The following is a 21,685-nucleotide window of genomic DNA, read 5'->3' as shown; positions in this document are numbered from 1 at the left end:
AGATTCACGTTAACCATGGTATACTCGCGCGCAAATTTTCAACAATTCCGCTTTTTTAGTAGCGACTTAAATAGAGTAAAGTAATGGCAGATTTATCTAAATATAGAAATATTGGTATCTTCGCTCACGTTGATGCTGGTAAAACCACAACAACTGAACGTATCCTTAAATTAACCGGTCAGATCCATAAAACTGGTGAAGTACATGATGGTGAATCTACCACTGACTTCATGGAACAAGAAGCTGAGCGCGGTATTACCATACAGTCTGCTGCGGTAAGCTGTTTTTGGAACGATCACCGTTTCAATGTCATCGATACTCCTGGTCACGTTGATTTCACTGTTGAAGTTTACCGTTCACTTAAAGTACTTGATGGTGGTATCGGCGTATTCTGTGGTTCTGGTGGTGTTGAACCACAATCAGAAACTAACTGGCGTTACGCGAACGACTCAAAAGTTGCTCGTATTATCATGATCAACAAACTTGACCGTTTAGGCGCTGATTTCTACCGTGTTTGTAAGCAAGTTAAAAACGTTTTAGGTGCTACGCCACTTATTATGACTTTGCCAATTGGCGAAGAAGATGACTTTGTTGGTGTTGTTGACCTTCTTAGCGAAAAAGCTTACATCTGGGATGACACAGGTCTTCCAGAAAACTTTGAAATTACTGATATTCCAGCGGATATGGTAGAAAAAGCTGCTGAGTACCGTATACAGTTAATCGAAACAGCTTTAGAAGTTGATGAAGATATGTTGATGGAGTTCTTAGAAGGGGAAATGGTTCCTACTGTAGAACAAATCAAAGCGTGTATCCGTGCTGGTACTCGTGATATGACTTTCTTCCCAACTTACGGTGCATCTGCATTTAAAAACAAAGGTATTCAATTAATTCTTGATGCTGTTGTTGATTACTTGCCTTCGCCTACAGATGTTAATCCTCAACCACTTACTGATGAAGAAGGTACGCCTAATGGCGAATTCGCAATCGTTTCTGCAGAAGAAACATTCAAAGCGTTAGCATTCAAAATCACTGATGACCGTTTTGGTACATTAACTTTCGTACGTATCTATTCAGGTACATTGAAGAAAGGCGATACCATTCTTAACGCTGCTACAGGAAAAACTGAGCGTGTTGGACGTATGTGTGAAATGCAAGCTGATGACCGTAACGAACTTACTTCAGCACAAGCTGGTGATATCATCGCGATTGTTGGAATGAAAGGTAATGTTCAGACAGGTCACACATTATGTGATCCTAAACACCCTATCGTTCTAGAAGCTATGGTATTTCCTAAGCCAGTAATTTCAATCTCTGTAACACCAAAAGATAAAGGTTCAACTGAGAAAATGGGTCTAGCTATCGGTAAAATGGTTGCAGAAGATCCAACGTTTATGGTTGAAACTGATATTGATTCAGGTGAAACAATTTTATCTGGTATGGGTGAGCTTCACTTAGATATCAAAGTAGATATCTTAAAACGTAGCTACGGTGTTGAATTAGAAGTTGGTAAGCCACAAGTTGCGTACCGTGAAACAATCACTACCGCAATTGAAGATTCTTACACACATAAGAAACAATCTGGTGGTTCTGGTCAGTTCGGTAAAATTGATTACCGTATTAAGCCCGGCGAACCTGGTTCTGGTTTCGTATTCAGCTCTGTTGTTGTTGGTGGTAACGTTCCTAAGGAATTCTTCCCAGCAATCGAGAAAGGCTTTAAAGGCATGATGGATACTGGTGTTCTTGCTGGTTTCCCTGTACTTGACGTTGAAATTGAATTATACGATGGTGGTTTCCACGCGGTCGATTCATCTGCTGTTGCCTTTGAACTCGCTGCTCGTGGTGCTTTCCGTCAGTCAATTCCAAAAGCTGGTGCTCAGTTAATCGAACCTATCATGAAAGTTGATGTGTTTACGCCTGATGATCACGTTGGTGATGTTATTGGTGATTTAAACCGTCGTCGTGGCATGATCGCAGGTCAAGACGCAGGTGTTTCTGGTGTTCGTATTAAAGCTGACGTACCTCTTTCAGAAATGTTCGGTTACATCGGAACATTACGTACAATGACATCAGGTCGTGGTCAATTCTCAATGGAATTCTCTCATTACATGCCTTGTCCTAACAACGTAGCAGAAGTTGTTATCGCTGAAGTTAAAGCAGCTAAAGCAGCTAAAGATGCCGCTAGAAAATAGTAAGCATTAAAGTAAGAAAACAAAAAAAGGACGCTTAGGCGTCCTTTTTTATTGTCTTAAAAACCAAACGTAATTAACGTTTAGTATGACTAAGCTTTATTTTTTAACATCATTTTCTATGTCTGTTACTGCAATAACGGTTGCCCATGGATCACCCGATTCATCGATTTCTTTTGGTAAAGCTGTTTTCGTCGACGTGGCTACCGCTGCATTAATTTCAACCATTTCCGCTGTGGTTAAATCTCGCCATTGTCCTGGTCGTAAATCACCCAACTCGACACTCATAATACGCGAACGTTTCAGCTGTAAAACTTCGTAATCTAAATATTCACACATCCGGCGAATTTGACGATTTAAACCTTGCGTTAAGATAATACGAAAAACAAATTTACTTTCTACTTTAACAAGACAGGGTTTAGTGATGGTACCCAGTATAGGTACACCTTTTGACATCCGTTGGATAAAGCGCTCACTGATGGGTTTATCAACCGTGACAATATATTCTTTGTCATGGGCATTTTCAGCGCGCAAAATTTTATTAACGATATCACCATCACTGGTCAAGAAAATTAATCCTTCTGAAGGCTTATCTAAGCGCCCTATCGGAAAGATCCTTTCTTTGTGACCAATAGCATCAATAATATTACCTCTAACATGTAGCTCGGTCGTACAGGTAATACCCACTGGCTTGTTATAAGCAATGTAAACCCGGTCAGATTTATTAGCCGGCATAGCACCAATTTGTTTACCATCAACAAAAACCACATCACCCGCTTGTACTTTAGTACCTAACTCAGGGCTTTTACCATTGATCGTAACTCGACTTTCTTCAATCAACTTATCAGCAGCTCGGCGCGAGCAGTAACCTGATTCACTGATAAATTTATTCAGTCTTTTTTCTTGATCGCTCACGAGATATTCCAAAGTTATGCAAAGTAATAAAGGCCATTTTACCTGAACTTTAACAGACAATGAAAAAGCATTATGGTTATTTAGCCTTATTTGACAGTTTTTGATTAATATTTACTGTAAATACCCCTCTTTGGTAACAACAACAGAGTCAGTGTTTTCATTATGGAGTTGTGAAAGCAAAGACTGTAACGTTATTTAGCTTTGTTCCACAGCTTTTGATTAATATTGACTGAAAAAAATTCTCCTGGCTGCCAACAGCGAGGAAGTAGATCTAGTTGTTTACGCTCATGAGAATTTGACACTAACAAATCTAATATTTCATGGAGGCGCTCTTTACTGATAGTAGAGAAACTTTTAGCTGTTTCAGTAAAATATAAATTAGCAGATTTTTTAATGACTATCTCTTGTCCATGACTTATGAAAGCTAAGTTGCGCGTTACCGTTCGGCAAATAGGATAATCAGCATTCTCAGGATAAAGCTGGCTAACGACAGCATATTCATAGCGGTCATTAATATCTTGTTCATACGGAACATAGGTAACACCATAACCTTGTGGAAAATGGCCAGTAATTTTTGTCAGTGCATTAACCACTACTTGACAACAAGCTCCCCGCTCCGCGTTTTGATTAAGAACATGATAAACTTTCGGTAATAATTTGTAGTTATAGCTATCTTTTGTCGACAAGATAATAGAACTGTATATTTGTGGTACTTTAAGAAGGTTGCCAATACCCTTTTTTGGGTTGACGGCACTTTTGAGTAAATGCTTAATGAACAATAGTTTTTTATGCTCAATTACATTGTACTCGTCGCGATCTTTCTTTGAATTACCAATATATATACCGGCGCCAATACCATCAATAAGATACTTAACCGTTTCCCGATAATTTATTTGTAAGAGTGCTTTTCGCTCCTCAATAGGTAGAGTTCGATGGGGATCTTTTTGATAATCTGCACCACGTAAAATGGCTAGCGACTCGGGGTGGTTATTACCGATATCTTGTAATAGCGCCGCCATGACCAGTGGAATTTTTACTTTTTCTACAAAGGCTTGATAGGCCTTGGGGTTATCTTCAGCCAACATTTGATATTGCTCTGCGTTGATATCCCCCAAAGCAATCTTGATATAAGGCTCAACAATATGATGATCCATGCATAGTCGGTCAAATAAACGCAAACATAACACACTTTTATAAAGCGGTTTATGTTGCTCGTTGGTTAAAGCAATTTTATGCCCCTGGGTGGGACTCACTAATTGTATGGTACCTAAAAGCTGGCTAGATTTACGATTACTGTCTTCAAAGCAATCACCCTCAGACAACTTGATGATCTCTTTAGAGAGTTTATAGAGATGTTGATGACGCTCATTGCGTTCAAAGCGTAATTCCTCGTAATAATTGCGTTGTTCACGTTCGAGTCTTACCCGTAAAGTTTTAGCTTTATCCGTGGCTGTTTGCCTACTAACTTTTTCAATATTTTGCTTGAGCTCATCTAACTTATGCTCAATAAAAGATTGTTTTTCATAGTACTCAATCGCACGCTCAAGAACGGAATCATTTAATTGGCTGTGGCCATAAATTCTGCTTAAAAGACTTTTTACTTGGCTGGTAAAATAGCTGTCGCTATAGGTTTTATTTTCCATGTAAATACAACTTGGTGCCTGTGCTAAGTAGCTAATTTTTTTAATTATCTAAATGCTAGTTAATAATGCGATAACAGACAAGTGTTTATTAGTATTGATTGAGAAAAAGCACAACCTACCGGTCGTGCTTTTTCTCATTTAGCGTATTAATGCCTTAGTGCAGTAATAATGATGACAGCTAGATTATGCTCATTTAACTTAGACCTTTGATTTTAACTTGATGTTTTTTACCGGCAAGTTGCTGGCAAATACTCACTAAGTCTGAATGTAGGCCACCCGCAGTAACATCACGACCCGCACCGGGTCCACGAATAATAAGGGGGTTATCTTGATACCAATGGCTCTTAATTAAAAAGATATTATCACCCGGAGTCAAAGAGGCAAAGGGATCATTCTTAGCAAGCGTCGCAAGATAAACCTTAGCGCTCAGTTGGCCTTGTTCGTTGACACAGAACTTTGCAATATAACGAATACAGGCTTGCTGTTTAGATGCGGTAGTCAGTTGTTCAGCAAAGTAACTGTCCAAGTCTGCTGACTTTGCTAAAAATTCTGCCGTTGATAACCCTTGTAAAGATTCTGGCACTAAATTTTCGCATTGAATATCATCAAGTGATAATTCAAAACCTGCCATACGCGCTAAGATCAGTAATTTTCGTTGTACATCCCGTCCAGAAAGATCTTCTCGTGGATCGGGTTCAGTGATCCCTTGTGATAAGGCATCCATTAATAAGGTTGAAAACGGTACACTGGCGTCGTAGGTTTCAAATAACCAAGAAAGCGTGCCTGAAAAAACCCCTGATATTTCTGTTATCTTATCGCCACTTTTCAATAAATCGTTAATGGCAAAATTAACCGGTAACCCAGCGCCAACAGTAGTACTTCCTAACCATAAGCTTTTATTTTCAGCCGCGGTTAATACTAAGTCATTATAGCGAACGGTACTCGCAGAAGCCGCCCATTTATTAGCACCAATAACATGAATACCTTTTTTAAAGAACTCACTGTATAAATCACTAAAATGTTCGCTAGGGGTAATATCGACAACAATTAATTCGTCGTAAGGATGGTTCGTTAACCACGACATCAATAAGGTATTATCACAAGGTGTAGCATCTCTTTCATAGAGCGACATTGCTTGATTAACATCGATACCATCGGTATTAAGCAATGCTTTTTTAGAGGTGACTAAACCCACTAAATGAACGTTCTCTAAAACAGAGACTCTATTGAGTTGCGCGGGTAACAAGTCTAAAAATCGTTGACCTATATTACCAAGCCCTGAAACAACAACACCTATGTGTCGAGCGTCTTTAGTCATATCATAATGAACATTATTAAGTAACTCACCAGTACAACTCTGCTGAAGAATGGCAATAATACTATGCTCACTTAACGAGTTCACCACATGCAGTACATGAGTATGTTTGAGAGCGCGTTTAAAGCGCGCTTGGATATTACCTTGATTTACCACGCTATGACCAACAATCGCTATAATAGACACCGGTGTGAATGACACTTCGGTATCATGACTTGTCAGCCACTGACTGACTAATTTTTGTTGCGTTTGGTGGATAACCATAAAACCTTGCTGAACATCACTACATATCGCAGAAAACTCATTACTGGCTTGTTCACCAAACGAACCGGCTAAACTGGTCGATTTTACCAGTAACAGATCGTTAAGCGAGGTGACCGACAATTCCTGTTTAGCAATTTGACCAAATTTTCCTATCTCTGTACCAGAAATTTCAGGATCAAAGCTACTTGCTACATGAAGGTGTGTGCTGTGGTTAGTAAGCGGCTGTAAGGTTTTTGCATGCAAAACCGGGTTACCTAAGCGCCCCAATTCTTTCGCGACACCATTAGGTAAGCGATGTAATTTACGGGCAAGTGGCACAATACGAGGATCGGCACTATATATGCCATCAACATCAGTCCATAAGGTAACATTCAGCGCGCCCGACAGTGATGCAATAATTGTTGCTGAATAGTCACTACCATTTCGGCCTAAGGTACAGGTTTCACCTTGAGAATTTTTAGTGATATAGCCAGTAATAACCGCCAACTTTCCTTTTTGTAACTTCTGCTGAAAATTTTGACTACTTTGCTGATTGTCGACTGCACAGTCTTTATCATTATTGATAACCAGAAAGTCACGCGCATCAATAGCATAACTTGGACAAACTTTTTCACTTAACACCGCCGATAATAAACGCGCCGACCACAGTTCTCCAAATGCCAGCATATCAGCATGGTGCTGGCTTGGCTGGTCAGATAACCAAGCCGTTAACTGTGTTATATCATCAGACAACCCCTTGATAAGGTCTGCTGCACTGCTAGGGTTCAATAACTCACCAATTAATGTGCTTTGTGATTTCTCTAGTGTTTCAATAGCCAAAAACAGCTCGTCACTTTTTTCAAGTGCGAGTTTATAAATATTGAATAAGTCATCCGTCGTGTTTCCATTTGCCGAAACAACAACTAAATCATTTAGTTGACAGTTTTGACGAATAATATCAACCACACGTTCAATACATTGGGTAGTTGCTAAGCTGCTGCCACCAAATTTATGTACATGAATAGCATGCTTCGCCAGTTGATTTTTCCCTGATGATAATTGTCCTACTGTATTTGACTGTGTCATTTTCACTCGTTAATTTTTCTACTAAAAATAGTCTATAACTTTAAATTTGGCTTGCCGATAAAGCTTGTTCTAAGTCATTAATAATATCACTAACATCTTCAATACCGACAGAAATTCGGATTAAAGATTGAGTGATACCTGCTGCAATTTGTGCTTCAATTTCCATACCTGCATGGGTCATCGTTGATGGATGACTGATTAAACTTTCAACGCCACCTAATGACTGTGCCAAGGTAAAGAGTGATAAGTTGTCAAACAGTACTTTAACCGCTTCAACACCGCCTTTTATTTCGAAACTCATCATAGCGCCAAAATCTGTTTGCTGACGCTTAGCAATTTCGTGTCCCGGGTGATTTTTTAAACCAGGAAAGTATACCGCGTTAATTGCTCGATGATTTTCTAAGTATTTTGCAACAGCATTAGCATTTTCTTGATGCTGTTTCATACGCAGCGGTAGGGTTTTTAAGCCACGTAATGCCAGATAACTGTCGAAAGGTGAACCCGTGATACCAATACAATTTGCCCACCACGCTAGCTCTTCACCCAGTTCTTTTTCTTTTGTTACTAACACTCCACCCACAACATCACTATGACCATTAATATATTTAGTTGTCGAGTGAAAAACAATATCAGCACCTAATAATAGCGGTTGCTGTAACAAGGGAGAAAGAAACGTATTATCTACTGCCACTAAAGCACCAACAGCATGACTGGCTTGAGTAACCTTTTTTATATCAACCAACCGTAATAATGGATTACTGGGTGACTCAATCAAAACTAATCTTGGCTTTTGTTCAAGCGCTTGCGCTAAAGCTAGATCATCGTTTTGATCAACAACAAGCACATTAAATAAGCCACGTTTTGCTAGGTGGGTAAACAAGCGATAACTTCCACCATAGCAATCATGTGGAATAACAACCGTATCTTTTGTTGTCAGTAACTGACAGATTAAGTGCACCGCTGACATTCCTGTGCTGGTAACAATGCCAACAGCACCCTGCTCTAAATCAGCGATAGCTTGTGCAAACGTGCTTCGAGTTGGGTTGCCTGTTCGGGAATAATCAAATTGGCGCTTATTGTTGAAGCCTTTTAAAGCATAAGTACTCGATAAATGAATGGCAGGAACAACCGCACCGTGATGTTCATCACTATTAATGCCGGCTCTAACAGCTAATGTTGCTGGTTTTTTGCTTGTCATTTTTTGCTCCAATCGGGCAGTAAAATCAAATAGATGTTTGGACGTCTATAACTCTAAACACTTTACTTTTGTCGGTCAAGAACTTTAGACTTCTAAACTTCTACACATTCGTTATTGACTCAACGCCAACAACCAGTAAAATCTAACTTATAAAAAGTAATTTAGCTAAACAAAGGTAATTAAATGGCAAAGTGGAATGGCGATTATATAAAACCATACGCCGAACATGGTAAAAAAAGTGAGCAAGTTAAGAAAATCACGGTCTCAATCCCGTTGCGGGTACTGAAAGTGTTAACGGATGAACGTACTCGTCGGCAAGTTAACAACTTACGCCATGCAACTAACAGCGAATTGTTATGTGAAGCTTTTCTGCATGCTTTTACCGGACAGCCTCTTCCTGATGATGGCGATTTAACAAAAGACAATACAGAGATGTTACCTAAAAGTGTGCGCGAAGCGTTAATAGCCAAAGGTATTACCGACTTCAGTCAATTTGAAATTGAAGACGAGTAGCTAAGGGTTTTAATGCACTTACTCAAAAAGACGCTCCGGCGTCTTTTTTTATGCCCATACGATAAGCATCTACAATCGCCAGTACCCAGCAAGTTAATAGCATATAAGTTAATGTACTCATTAGGATAAGGTCAACAATAATGGGATTTCTTGCCATCTCAGCGATCAGTGCTTGGCTATTTAGCGCAACTTCACCTGATTTAACTTTATTGATAAGTGGCTGATATTGCCTCATCACTTCTTCAATATACAAATATGCCGTCACAGAAAAACTTAAAATAAATAACGTAGCCCGTCGATAAGCGTGACAAATTAGTTGGCCAATACCCGGGTAAACAAGTGCTGAGAGTAAAGCGGCTTTCGTTGGAGTTTTCATTGTTATTCGTTCTACTCAATATTGTCACACTTTGAAATCGGTGACATTGCCTGAAGAGGTGCAAGTATTAATGATTTGTCAGGAACATAGATGACGTACAAGAGTAATAATGCAGTTAATACATCGATGCCTTGGAGTCACCATGACCAATCACCCTTAATAACCTACTCTTTACCATCTCGGTAACTGCTGCGTTACCCTACTTTCTACTCCCTACTTCCTGCGTAGATACAGTCACTGGACCATAACATACTATTTGTCATAAATATAAAAAGGAGAGTCGAGCTCTCCTTTTACAGCGTTGTTAATAAATACTACTGATTATGCCATATAGTTTTCAGGTAATTCTAGGGCTGCCACTCCAGACTCAACCGCCGCTTTAGCAACGGCAAGCGCTACTCGACCACACAAACGAGGATCCATTGGCTTAGGAATAATATACTCCTTACCAAAGGTCAAACTTTTCTCACCACTAGCATCTAACACTTCTTGTGAAACCGGTTCCTTTGCTAATTCACGAATAGCATGAACAGCAGCAATTTTCATCTCATCGTTAATCGTTCTAGCGCGAACATCTAAAGCGCCACGAAAAATAAAAGGAAAACATAACACATTATTGACTTGGTTAGGGTAATCAGAGCGACCCGTAGCAATAATAAGATCATCACGAACAGCAAGTGCTAATGAAGGTTTTATTTCAGGGTCTGGGTTTGAACAAGCAAAGATAATTGGATTTGGCGCCATTAATTTTACATGCTCAACAGAAAGCAAATTGGGTCCAGAAACACCAACAAATACATCTGCACCATCGATAACATCTTCAAGGGTACGTTTATCCGTATTATTAGCAAACATCCGCTTATATTCGTTAAGATCATCACGTCGGGTATGAATCACACCTTTAGTATCAAGCATGTAGATTTTTTCGCGCTGAGCGCCACATTTGATTAATAGTTCCATACAAGCAATTGCTGCTGCGCCTGCGCCAAGACAAATAATGTTGGCATCTTTAATACTTTTACCTTGGATTTCCAAGGCATTGATCATCCCAGCAGCAGTAACAATAGCGGTACCATGTTGATCATCATGAAATACCGGTATTTTACAACGTTCAATAAGTGCCTTTTCAATAGCAAAACACTCTGGTGCTTTAATATCTTCTAAGTTAATACCACCAAAACTGTCAGCGATATTGGCGACCGTATTTATAAAGTCTTCAACTGTCTTATGTTTAACTTCGATATCAAATGAATTAATACCGGCAAATCGCTTAAATAATAATGCTTTGCCTTCCATTACCGGCTTAGCAGCCATACCACCTAGATTACCTAACCCTAAAATAGCGGTACCATTGGTAATAACAGCGACGGTATTGCCTTTGCCCGTATATTTGTAAACATCATCGGGATTTGCCGCAATTGCGCGAACGGGTTCAGCAACACCGGGGCTATAGGCGAGTGCTAAATCACGGGTAGTTTCAGCGGCCGTGGTTAATTCAACACTTATTTTTCCAGGTGTTGGGAATTGATGGTAATCAAGAGCTTGTTGGCGAAAGTCAGTCATGATTGATCCTATGCGTTAGGTGAATTTATTGTCTTATATATGCCATTTTTCACGTTTTTTTTTGTTTATATACAGCATAGTTATATAGACTCGTTGTCAATCAAGATACACCTTTGTCTGTGATCTTTAAATAGTAACGGGTATATACTATGGTAATCTTACATTTTGTTCCAACGTTATTCTTATATAAAAAAGTGCTAGAAGCTATAACAAACATACCCTTAGCCCTTTTGTATTGCACATCATAAAACTAAATATTCGCTATACAGCTTAATCTATTCACCCTATTTTATGACCATTTTTATAAACTTCTTTGACTTAAAAAGTTTAGCCGTCGATTTTTCTTTTTTTCAACACACAACAACGAATTTATCGGTGAAGTTATCCAATTAATAATTAATCTTCATCAACGTTGTCACTATCGCTTATAACCTTGATTAATTGCTTTTGCATTTATATTCAATAATGGCCATTGAAATAATTTATTTTAGGTAAAAAAAAACCACCTCAGTGGTGGTTTTATTCGTCTTATTTTAGAAAAAATTATTCGCTGTAATTACTCAGCAAACGGGTTTACTAAAATAATGGTTTCATTACGATCTGGACCTGTTGAAATAATATCAACCGGGACCCCTGTTAATTCTTCAATGCGCTTAATGTAAGCGATCGCATTAGCAGGTAAAGCGTCACGAGAAGTTGCGCCAACAGTAACTTCAGACCAACCTGGCATTTCTTCATAAACAGGTGTAATTCTGTCATAACCTTCAGCAGCTGTAGGCGGTACAGTAATAATATCGCCTGCTTCAGTACGGTAACCTGTGCATATTTTAAGGGTTTTTAAACCGTCTAAAACATCAAGTTTGGTTAAACAAAATCCTGTTACGCTGTTAACTTGAATGGCACGGTGCATAGCAACCGCATCAAACCAACCACATCGACGTTCACGTCCCGTAGTCGCGCCAAATTCATGGCCTACAGTACCTAAATGTTCACCGACTTCGTCATCTAATTCTGTAGGGAAAGGACCAGAGCCAACACGTGTCGTGTATGCTTTAGTAATACCTAAAATATAATCTAAATGGCGAGGTCCAAAACCACAACCGGTAGCAACGCCACCTGCAGTAGTATTTGAAGAAGTTACATAAGGGTAAGTACCGTGATCAATATCAAGTAAAGTCCCTTGAGCACCTTCAAACATAATTGAGTCGCCGTTTTTACGGGCTTGATCAAGAATTTCAGCTACATCGGCAACCATTTTAAGAATAACGTCACGAACTGATAAAGCATCAGCAAGCACAGTGTCATAACAAACTGGCGCAACTTTGTAGTAATGCTCTAAAGAGAAATTATGGTAATCAACAATTTCTTTTAATTTAATCGCAAATGACTCAGCACAAACTAAATCGCCAACACGTAAACCACGGCGAGCAACTTTGTCTTCATAAGCTGGACCAATACCACGTCCTGTCGTACCAATAGGCTTATTACCACGAGCGATTTCTCGCGCAGCATCTAGAGCATTATGATAAGGAAGAATTAACGGACAAGCGTCACTAATAAGTAAACGTTCACGTACAGGAACGCCTTTGGCTTCTAACATTGCGATTTCTGTCATCAAGGCTTTCGGGCATAAAACTACGCCGTTGCCGATTAAACATTTCACATTGTCACGTAATACGCCCGATGGAATTAAATGAAGTACGGTTTTTTCACCGTCTATTACCAAAGTATGACCTGCATTATGGCCTCCTTGATAACGTACGACGTACTTAGCTTTATCTGTGAGTAAATCAACAATCTTACCCTTACCTTCGTCACCCCATTGGGTGCCTAGAACTACGACGTTTTTGCCCATGTTTTCAATTTCGATAAAAAATTAGGCCGAGATTTTATCAAAAATCAAATAGTAGTCCAAGTAATAAATGATGATTTTTAATGCAATTTAAAAATATTCAATTAACTAAAGGGGTTATGAAAAACTTTTATGACATTCTTTAGTCTAATAACTGAGTAACCATAAAATAAATGTGCCAACCACAAGTAAACTAATACCAATATTACGAATAGATAAGCTTGATTGTTGTGCTAACTTTTCCATTGTGTCGCGCCACTTATTCGGAAAAAGTGCCGGAATGAGTCCCTCAATAATCAGTACCAAAGCAAATGCCGTTAATAGTGTTTCTACCATGTTATTACCCCTCAATCACTTCTATAGGTAACTAGCAGATACGAAAAAGCCATAACGAGTCATAGCTTTTTTATCAAAAAAATTGTCGCGCCACTTATTTGGGAAAAGTGCAGAAATGAGTCCATCAGTAATCAGTACCAAAGCAAATGCCGTTAATAGTGTATTTACCATGTTATTACTCCTCAATCACTTCTATAGGTAACTAGCAGATACAAAAAAGTCCAGGAATGAGTCCATCAGTAATCAGTACCAAAGCAAAGGCCATTAATCGTGCCTCTACCATGTTACTCCTCCTCCATCACTTCTATAGGTAACTGGCAGATACGAAAAAGCCATGACAAGTCATGGCTTTTTTATCAAAAAAGTAGGCTACTTTTTAATTTTAGCGCCTTCTTTTAAGTAGTTAAAGAAATCACTATCGGGTTTAACCACCAAGATATCACTTTTACTACTAAAACTTTTTTCATATGCTTCAAGGCTACGGTAAAAACTGAAAAACTCTGGATCTTGTCCATATGAATCAGCATAAACTTTAGCCGCTAACGCATCACCTTCACCACGCATTTCTTGTGCTTCTTTTTGTGCTGTCGCTAACATAACTGTTACTTTAGCATCTATCGTAGCACGGATAATTTCCGCTTGCTCTTGACCTTTAGAACGATGCTCTTTTGCTACAGCTGTTCGCTCTGCTCGCATACGGTCATAGATAGAAGCACTGACTTCAGCAGGTAAGTTAATTGCTTTAATACGTACATCAATAACCTCAATACCTAAGTCTTCACGACTACTTGAGGCACTTGCTAACGCTTTGGCCATAATGCCGTCACGGTCACCTGAAACAATTTCTTTAATGGTGCGCGTACCAAACTCAGTACGTAAACCATTATTTACTTTTTGTTTCAATAACGCACGAGCATTTTCTACTGAGCCAGAAGTACGTAAATAGAACGTTGAGAAGTCCACAATACGCCACTTAACAAATGAGTCGACCATTAAATCTTTTTTCTCAGATGTTACAAAGCGATCAGGGGCTTCATCAAGCGTTTGAATACGAGCATCAAGTCTGCGAACGTTGTTAATAAAGGGTATTTTAAAGTGCAAACCCGGTTCATAAACAATCATTTCACCTGTGTTAGCATCACGTTTAATTTTTGTAAACTGAAAAACGATACCACGTTGTCCTTCAAAAACAATGAAAACAGAAGAGACGGTTAATACTGAAAATAATACAATTAGGGCAATAATAAAGTTTTTCATTGCTTAATTTCTCCCTTCGTTAAATCTGTCTGCACGACCTGATAAATCAGGCGCAGTACTTTGGGTATTAATCGATTGGTTCGCTCGAGTTTGACTCTCAGTTAAAGTACGTTGACCAGAAGACTGATTTTGCATCATTTTATCTAATGGTAAATACATCATGTTATTGCCACCTTCAACATCAACCATAACCTTACTGGTGTTGGCATACACACTTTCCATTGTTGATAAGTACATACGTTGGCGAGTAACTTCTGGAGCGGCAAGGTATTCGGGAAGTAGTTTATTGAATTTAGCAACTTCACCTTCAGAATCTAATACCGTTTGTTGTTTATAGGCGATGGCTTCTTGTTCCATACGTTTCACTCGGCCACGTGCTCTTGGTTCAATACCACGGGCATAGGCTTCCGCTTCACGTAAAAAACGAACTTCATCTTCTTGTGCTGAAATAGCATCATCAAAAGCATCTTTGACTTCTTCAGGAGGACGAGCGTCTTTAAAGTTGACATCGACAACAATTAAACCAAGATTATACGGGGCAATAATGTCATCTAATTCTTTCCAGACATCTTGACGCACTTTTTCACGGCCACTTGTTAAAATATCGTCCATTTTAGAGTCACCAATAACGAAGCGTAAAGCACTGTCTAGTGACTGGCTTAAACTGTCATCGGCATCAGTAACACTGAAAATATAATCACGGGCATCAACAACACGATACTGTATCTGCATTTCAACACGTACCACGTTCTCATCTTTGGTTAGCATAAAACCAGATGCAGGTAAGTCGCGTGTTGTTTGCATATCGACAGGAATAATACGTTCAGCGAATGTCCATTTCCAGCGTAAACCTGGCTCAACTGTGCCATCGTATTGCCCAAAACGTAATACGATACCTTTTTCAGCTTCTTTGATAGTGTAGAAACCACTAAAAGCATACACAAGAATACCCACAATTACCGCAATAGCGATACCAACATTCGATGCGCCTTTCTTGCTGCCATCTTTTGATGATTTTCCACCAAAAATACCGCCAAACTTATTACCAATATCTTTTAGTAAGTCGTCTAAATCTGGTGGCCCTTGATTCTTATCATCTTTCTTTTTCCAGGGGTCTTTATCATTATTCCCCGGTTCATTCCACGCCATGGTCTTCTCCACTAACTATAAATTTAAATAAGTGCTAAAACTACTATTTACCCATTACGGTAATATATCAGTCTGTTTACGTTCAATAAAGCCTTCTATATCAGCTTCACTCAGTTTAATTAATCTATCCCACTCTCTTGCAGGTAATTTAATTTTCAATAAACAATTTCCATCTTCGTCATACCGTTCATCAACAATAGAATTTAATTGATAAAACACACCACGTAATTTACCTTCACTAGGAGGTAAGCATAAGCTATGCTTGACTATTTTCTTTCCGAGTCGTTCAGCTAGCGCTTGAAAAAGTAATTCAATCCCTATGCCTTTTTGTGCAGATAACCATACTCGTATAGGTAGACCTGTGTCGTCTCTGTCGATGCGTGGTTCAATATCGTCCAAAACATCTATTTTATTACAAATTAATAATTGTGGTACATCGCCCGCTTCGATCTCTTTCAAAACCGTTTCAACCTGTTCAATATTTTCAGTTCGCCTATCATCTGAAATATCAATGACGTGCAGTAATAATTCAGCTTCACGAGTTTCAGTCAATGTTGCTTTAAAAGCGGCGACTAAATCATGAGGTAAATGACGAATAAAGCCAACGGTATCAGCTAAAATGGCCCGGCCAACATCCTCAATTTCAATTTTTCGTAATGTGGGATCTAAGGTTGCAAATAATTGATCTGCTGCGTAAACGTCTGCCTGAGTAATAATATTAAACAGCGTCGATTTACCTGCGTTGGTATAACCCACTAAAGAAATTGTTGGTATTTCAGCGCGTGTTCTTGCTCTTCTACCTTGTTGGCGTTGCTTTTCAACACGTTCTAAACGTTTACGTATATTTACCATACGATCGCGAAGTAGACGGCGATCAGTTTCTAGCTGAGTTTCACCAGGTCCTCGCAGACCAATACCACCTTTTTGCCTTTCAAGGTGTGTCCAACCACGGATCAAACGCGTACTCATATGACGTAGTTGAGCAAGTTCTACTTGCATCTTACCTTCATGTGTTCGAGCGCGCTGGGCAAAAATATCTAAGATGAGTGTTGTTCGGTCAACAACGCGGCACTCACATAATGCTTCAATATTTTTTTCTTGTGAAGGAGAAAGTGCATGATTAAAAAGTACCACATTGGCTTGATATAACTTTACCGCCTCGGCAACTTCTTCAGCTTTACCACTACCAACAAAGAATTTAGTATGAGGTGTAGTGCGTTTACCTGTAACAATTGCAAGCGCATTGACGCCCGCAGAGCTAACAAGCATTTCAAATTCTTGTAAGTCTTCGCGCGCATTTTCATCGGGAAAATCGAGGTGAACAAGAATAGCTTGTTCACCTGCTTGATAACGATCAAACAATTGAGTATTACCTATAAACTAAATAGTTAAACCAAAAGAAACTTTTGGACACGTAATATTTGGTGTACGTCCAAACTCAACGAAATCATTAATCTTGCTGTTCCTGACTATAATCACCAGTTTGTGGTGTTGGCATCGTAGAAACTGCCCTTGAAGGAACAACAGTAGAAATGGCGTGTTTATAGACCATTTGACTCACTGTATTTTTAAGTAAAATAACAAATTGATCAAAGGACTCTACTTGCCCTTGTAGTTTAATGCCATTAACTAAATATATTGCTACCGGAATGCGATCACGTCGTAAAGCATTCAAAAATGGGTCTTGTAAAGATTGCCCCTTTGCCATTGTTTGGCCCCTTTTTTGTTATTTTAAATAAATGTATGTAAGAGTTTTTTCTCTAGAAAACTAGTTACTTACTATGCAACTGTTTTTATTATACATCAAGGTTTAAAGTTTGCTTACTGAAGACATAATTAGTTTCAAATTATTTTCGTCTTCCATATGCAACCATTGTAAGTTTGGCCAATTTCTCAACCAGGTTAACTGTCGTTTAGCCAATTGTCGTGTCGCACAAATGCCTTTGAAAACCATTTCATCATGGTCGACTTTACCATCTAAATATTGCCACATCTGTCGATAACCCACACAACGAATAGCCGGTAAATTTTCATGTAAATCGTCACGTTGTTTTAACTTAACAACTTCTGATTCAAAATCTTGTTCAATCATCTGTTCAAACCTAAGCGCAATACGAGCATGCAAGTCTTTACGCTCTTTCGGTGAGATAGCAAATTGTAAAACATCACCACTGAGTCGATCACCCTTAACTTTCGTTAAGTCGGTCATACTTTTGCCCGTTAGGCGGTAAACTTCTAATGCCCGCATTAATCGTTGCGGATCATTTTTGTGAATACGTTCGGCAGAAACAGGGTCTACGCTAGCAAGTTGTTGATGGATGTTTTCCCAGCCAAATTGTTCAGCTTCTTCGGCTATGCCTTGGCGAATTTTTACATCGGCCGCCGGCAAAGGCGAAATACCATCAATCAGGCTTTTAAAATACATCATAGTACCGCCAACCAATAAAGGTATACGGTTATTTGCCCTGATTTTCTCAATTTCTACTAAAGCGTCACAACAAAAGTCAGCGGCAGAGTAACTTTCACTGGCATCAATTAAATTAATTAATCGATGTGGATACTTTGCTAATTCTTCTGCTGTTGGTTTTGCAGTACCAATATCCATATCACGATAAACAAGCGCAGAATCAACACTGATAATATCGCATGGCAAAGCATCATGTAATGCCATTGCTAACGCTGTTTTACCCGATGCAGTAGGCCCCATCAAACAAATGACTGGCGGTAATTTACAGTTTTTACTGTCAATATTGTTTGTTGATAAAGCGTCAGAAATCAATTTAAGTAGCATTCGTTAACGTTCTTACTGATGATGTGAGGTCAATCAATACCGAATTCAAGCGTAGCTGCTGCTCAAAGGAGGATTTTAATTGTTGCTGACTTAAACAGAGTAGGTTTTTAGCTTGTTGGTTATCGTAAGAATCAGCGGATAATAAACTTGCAAAGGCTTGTTGCCAATCACTATTTGTTAATTCTTGCCCATCTTCTAAACACAAAAGTGTTAAGAGGTTATTAACACTTAAATTTACATCTTTATTTCTTAACAAGGCCGGAAACTCTCGTACTTGTATACTGCTCTTGGATAAAACACTCGCAACAATACCTATTTTTTTCAATGCATCAGTCTGCGCTTCAACAAAAGTAACTTGTGCTTGCGTCAACGATATCTTAATCGGCAATAGTAACGGCTGGCTAACAAAATTATGCTGCCATCTGTTTTTTACTTCGAAGTATTTAACCGCTTGCTCTATTTTTTTTAATGCCAATAAACGTAGTTCATTGTCTAAGGTTATCACCGCATATTTTTCATCAATAATCTTGGTTAACACTAAGTGCTCATTTTCATTCACCTCGTGTATTGGCAGAGCGGCACTTTCTTCATCTGACTTTCCACCAGACAAAGGCGTCATCAATGTTTGATAAGCTTGCGCAGCATTTCTGCTCACTTGGTTATTACTGTGTGTATAAGATGAATAATTTTTTTGACTACCTGGCTTGCTACTTTGATAGGGTTCGCTTTGAACATCGGTAACTTTCGTCAATGGCTTAATATAGTCACGCGTTAATTGCTGTCCGGTTTCATGTGATTCAAGCTGATTATCTTGTCTATAATTTACCGCACTATTTTCAGACTGAAGTGGTAAAGTAGCCGTTGGTTGACTTTCTGATCCAGGCAATAAGCCAATATTAGCATTTTCGCTTAACGCGTTATGACAAACCGAATAAATAAAATCATGAATATAACGCCCTTGATGAAACCGTACTTCATGTTTTGCTGGATGAACATTTACATCGACTTCTCGGACATCAAGCACTAGAAACAGCACAAAAGCTGGGTAAGTATCCACAGGTAACAAATGACTGTAAGCTTGACGAATGGCATGATTAATTAACTTGTCTCGCATCATACGGCCATTCACGTAACTAAAGCATAAATCATTTTGGTTACGAGCAAAGCTTGGTAGCCCTACCCAACCTGATAATTTTAAATCGCCATGTTGGCAGTCAATTTCCAGTGAATGCTCAATAAACTTTTGACCACAAATTTGTGCTACCCGTTTTGCGTATAAACTTTTATTATTAACTGATTTAAAATGCTTAATCACTTTCTGATTATGTGACAAAATAAAACTAACATCAAAGCGCGCCAAAGCGATACGCTTAATAACCTCTTCAATATGAGTGAACTCTGTTTTTTCAGTACGAAGGAACTTTCGTCTCGCGGGGGTATTAAAAAACAAGTCGACAACATCAATTGTCGTACCATTGGGGTGTGCAGCGGGTTGTAAGGCTACCGCCATATCTCGCCCTTCGGCAATGGCTTGCCAAGCTGATTCTTGCTCGGCAGGTTTTGACGTCAACGTTAAGCGAGAGACTGAGCTAATACTTGCCAGTGCTTCGCCACGAAACCCTAAACTACAAATACCTTCTAAATCATTTAAATCTTTAATTTTACTGGTGGCATGACGACTTAGCGCTAACGTTAGTTCATCTTTAACAATACCCGAGCCATTATCACTAATACGAATACGTTTAGCGCCACCTTTTTCAATATCTATTTTAATGGTCGTTGCGCCAGCATCTAAGCTGTTTTCAACTAACTCTTTCACGACTGATGAAGGACGTTCTACGACTTCACCGGCAGCAATTTGGTTAGCTAGGCGTGCTGGAAGGATTTCTATGGTCATAAATTTTGATCTGTTAATTATTTATAATAAATTAATCGGCGCGAGGTATGGTTAAGGTTTGACCTATGCGAACAGTATTCGAGGTTAAACTATTCGCCATTTTTAATTCTTGGACTGAAACACTATAGCGTTGTGCAAGAACAGATAACGATTCACCGCGAGTAATTTTATGTTGTTGTGTTTCAATAGAAGCATAATAACTGCCCATAGGTGGTTGAATCATAAAATGGTCTTTAATACCTTTAAAAATACCTTTAGCGAGCTTACGCTGATGAGCACTAGAGTTTAAATTTTGTTCTTCTCTATGGTTAGAAATAAAACCTGTTTCAACTAAAATCGAGGGGATATCTGAAGATTTCAACACACCAAAATTACCATGCTGAGGAACTTTCTTGTGCATTTTAGTAATTTTTTTCAGTTGTTTTAGTACGCTATTCGCCATGCTAATACTAACACCCTGCGAATGCTCTTTATTCATATCTGCTAAGGTTTTTGCCAAGTTGTCATCGCGGGTATTTTTAATAACACCACCGCCACCACCTAAGAGCTCGGAGTTGTTCGAGCGGTTACGCAACCATTTGGCCATTTCTGACTCAACCCGTTTGTGCGACACAATCCAGACTGATGCGCCACTAGGTTGGGATGTTTCAAATGCATCAGCATGAATTGAGACTAAAAAATCAACCTGGTTTTTACGAGCAATTTCACTACGGCGGCTAATAGAAACATAATAATCTCCATCGCGCACCATTACCGCTTTCATGCCTTTTTCATTATTAATATAGGTAGCAAGTTTTTTAGCAATCGCTAACGTAACACGTTTTTCATAGCTGCCTTTACCCCCTATAGAACCCGGGTCCTCACCACCGTGGCCAGCATCAATGGCAATAAGAATATCTCGATGATCATTTTTGGGGGTATGGTCACCTTGGCTGATTTTCTCTTCATCGAATAAATCAATCACTAAACGGTTACCGTATTGTCCAGCTGGTGCAAGCGGAAAAACAGCCAAAGAGTAATTATTCGCTAATTCTAATACTAAACGTGTTGTGCCTTTAATACGCGATTTACTGGTGCGGATCAGTTTTATGCGTTTGTCCTTTTTAAGGATATTATTTAACGAAACATGATTCTTACTGTTGTTAAAGTCTATGACTAAACGCTGAGGATTCTGTAAACTGAAATATTTATAATCAGGCTGTTCACTGAGATCAAAAACAATACGGGTATTTTCTGGGGCTGGCCAGACACGAACGCCATCGATGCTATTACCGTACGCTTCAAAGAAAACACTAACGGTCAATAACATAGCTAATAATAACGATCGAATATTCATTTACTGCTGCCCTTTCCTTTTGCGTCTAT

18 protein-coding genes are annotated in these 21,685 nt (G+C 39.0%); 2 read left to right on the top strand and 16 right to left on the bottom strand.

The genetic code is table 11. From position 1 onward, the window contains the following. The first annotated feature begins 83 nt into the window (after positions 1-83). Positions 84-2,189: an elongation factor G gene (fusA, locus tag H4J67_RS05805; protein ID WP_182173973.1), complete on the top strand. Its 2,106-nt coding sequence runs from the start codon at positions 84-86 to the stop codon at positions 2,187-2,189. Between the two features lie 96 nt (positions 2,190-2,285). On the opposite strand, the gene rluF is transcribed toward fusA, so the two are convergent. The 4 genes from rluF to metB form a co-directional block, all read right to left on the bottom strand. Then, complete coding sequence (gene rluF / locus H4J67_RS05800; protein ID WP_182173976.1) at positions 2,286-3,101, bottom strand: 23S rRNA pseudouridine(2604) synthase RluF; 816 nt, start codon at positions 3,099-3,101, stop codon at positions 2,286-2,288. 191 nt (positions 3,102-3,292) lie between these two features. Then, positions 3,293-4,744, bottom strand: coding sequence for a hypothetical protein (locus H4J67_RS05795; RefSeq protein WP_182173978.1), 1,452 nt, complete (start codon positions 4,742-4,744; stop codon positions 3,293-3,295). Positions 4,745-4,937: 193 nt separating this feature from the next. Next, positions 4,938-7,388, bottom strand: coding sequence for a bifunctional aspartate kinase/homoserine dehydrogenase II (gene metL, locus H4J67_RS05790; RefSeq protein WP_182203177.1), 2,451 nt, complete (start codon positions 7,386-7,388; stop codon positions 4,938-4,940). Positions 7,389-7,428: 40 nt separating this feature from the next. After that, entirely contained in the window at positions 7,429-8,586 is a 1,158-nt protein-coding gene (gene metB, locus H4J67_RS05785) for a cystathionine gamma-synthase (RefSeq protein ID WP_182203175.1), read from the bottom strand. Between the two features lie 183 nt (positions 8,587-8,769). Between metB and metJ the strand changes: the two genes are divergently transcribed. Continuing rightward, positions 8,770-9,099 carry a met regulon transcriptional regulator MetJ gene (gene metJ / locus H4J67_RS05780; RefSeq protein ID WP_070375088.1) on the top strand — a complete coding sequence of 110 codons (330 nt, stop codon included), beginning with the start codon at positions 8,770-8,772 and terminating at the stop codon, positions 9,097-9,099. A 22-nt stretch (positions 9,100-9,121) separates the two neighbouring features. On the opposite strand, the gene H4J67_RS05775 is transcribed toward metJ, so the two are convergent. The 12 genes from H4J67_RS05775 to H4J67_RS05720 form a co-directional block, all read right to left on the bottom strand. Further along, a complete protein-coding gene (locus H4J67_RS05775) occupies positions 9,122-9,475 on the bottom strand; it encodes a hypothetical protein (protein WP_182203173.1) in 354 nt (117 codons plus the stop codon). A 321-nt stretch (positions 9,476-9,796) separates the two neighbouring features. Further along, entirely contained in the window at positions 9,797-11,038 is a 1,242-nt protein-coding gene (locus H4J67_RS05770; RefSeq protein ID WP_182203171.1) for a malic enzyme-like NAD(P)-binding protein, read from the bottom strand. Between the two features lie 556 nt (positions 11,039-11,594). Next, positions 11,595-12,893, bottom strand: a complete 1,299-nt coding sequence (locus H4J67_RS05765) for an adenylosuccinate synthase (protein ID WP_182203169.1) — start codon at positions 12,891-12,893, stop codon at positions 11,595-11,597. A 144-nt stretch (positions 12,894-13,037) separates the two neighbouring features. Next, on the bottom strand, positions 13,038-13,226 hold the full coding sequence (locus H4J67_RS05760) for a DUF2065 domain-containing protein (RefSeq protein WP_182203168.1): 189 nt from the start codon (positions 13,224-13,226) through the stop codon (positions 13,038-13,040). 21 nt (positions 13,227-13,247) lie between these two features. Further along, positions 13,248-13,397: a DUF2065 domain-containing protein gene (locus H4J67_RS05755; protein WP_182203166.1), complete on the bottom strand. Its 150-nt coding sequence runs from the start codon at positions 13,395-13,397 to the stop codon at positions 13,248-13,250. A 198-nt stretch (positions 13,398-13,595) separates the two neighbouring features. Then, complete coding sequence (gene hflC / locus H4J67_RS05750) at positions 13,596-14,483, bottom strand: protease modulator HflC (protein WP_182203164.1); 888 nt, start codon at positions 14,481-14,483, stop codon at positions 13,596-13,598. 3 nt (positions 14,484-14,486) lie between these two features. Then, the gene (gene hflK / locus H4J67_RS05745; protein ID WP_182203162.1) at positions 14,487-15,632 is read right to left on the bottom strand and encodes an FtsH protease activity modulator HflK; all 1,146 of its coding nucleotides are present in this window, start codon (positions 15,630-15,632) and stop codon (positions 14,487-14,489) included. A 54-nt stretch (positions 15,633-15,686) separates the two neighbouring features. Next, on the bottom strand, positions 15,687-16,994 hold the full coding sequence (hflX, locus tag H4J67_RS05740) for a ribosome rescue GTPase HflX (protein WP_182203161.1): 1,308 nt from the start codon (positions 16,992-16,994) through the stop codon (positions 15,687-15,689). A gap of 88 nt (positions 16,995-17,082) precedes the next feature. Next, complete coding sequence (gene hfq, locus H4J67_RS05735; RefSeq protein ID WP_182203159.1) at positions 17,083-17,340, bottom strand: RNA chaperone Hfq; 258 nt, start codon at positions 17,338-17,340, stop codon at positions 17,083-17,085. Between the two features lie 102 nt (positions 17,341-17,442). Continuing rightward, a complete protein-coding gene (gene miaA, locus H4J67_RS05730) occupies positions 17,443-18,339 on the bottom strand; it encodes a tRNA (adenosine(37)-N6)-dimethylallyltransferase MiaA (protein WP_259368504.1) in 897 nt (298 codons plus the stop codon). A 73-nt stretch (positions 18,340-18,412) separates the two neighbouring features. Next, positions 18,413-20,320 (bottom strand): DNA mismatch repair endonuclease MutL, encoded by a 1,908-nt coding sequence (gene mutL, locus H4J67_RS05725; protein ID WP_182203155.1) that lies wholly within the window; start codon positions 20,318-20,320, stop codon positions 18,413-18,415. A gap of 31 nt (positions 20,321-20,351) precedes the next feature. Then, complete coding sequence (locus tag H4J67_RS05720; RefSeq protein ID WP_182203154.1) at positions 20,352-21,656, bottom strand: N-acetylmuramoyl-L-alanine amidase; 1,305 nt, start codon at positions 21,654-21,656, stop codon at positions 20,352-20,354. Between the last annotated feature and the right edge of the window lie 29 nt (positions 21,657-21,685).

Origin of the sequence: Colwellia sp. BRX10-4 (assembly GCF_014077465.1) — a bacterium.
Classification (GTDB): domain Bacteria; phylum Pseudomonadota; class Gammaproteobacteria; order Enterobacterales; family Alteromonadaceae; genus Colwellia_A.
Note: the sequence above shows the minus strand (reverse complement) of the source record. Positions and strands in the feature narration are given on the sequence as shown.